Source organism: Pantoea latae, assembly GCF_002077695.1.
Lineage (GTDB): Bacteria > Pseudomonadota > Gammaproteobacteria > Enterobacterales > Enterobacteriaceae > Pantoea > Pantoea latae.
In genome coordinates this window covers 1-460 of sequence record NZ_MWUE01000058.1, presented here as the reverse complement: position 1 = coordinate 460, position 460 = coordinate 1, and the positions used below count along the sequence as shown (strand labels likewise).

General features: G+C 30.4%; 1 pseudogene. It reads left to right on the top strand.

What is annotated here, in order from left to right:
• A pseudogene (locus tag B2J69_RS24140) lies at positions 1 to 460 on the top strand (hypothetical protein); the annotation flags it as partial.

Genomic DNA, 460 nt, shown 5'->3' with positions numbered 1-460 from the left:
CTGTTATAATAGGAAAAAATGGTACGGGTAAAAGTAGGCTATTAAAAAGCATTGTTGACTTTATGACTGATTATTCTATTAAAAGTGATATCACCAAAATAGAGTTTACTGGTCATAATATTAACGAGGACTCAAATGTTATCGCGCTTTCAACAAATTTGTTTGATAAGTTTCCATGGTATTCAGCATATAATGAAAAAGGAAATTATCATTATCTGGGATTTAAAGATGTATCTCAGATAAATGCGAGCAAGGGTTATATTTCAAAAGTTATTGGTAATTACCTAAAATCTCACTTGTATAATGAAGAGTCAGGGCTTGGGAAAACATTAAATTATTTGGGGTTTGATAATTATTTGAGTATGAGTTTTAAATATATTGGAGGGAGTATAATTAGGAAGATCGTCGAAAGTGAGAGTGCATTTAATTGGCGCGAACTGAATTATTATTTAGAATCAAG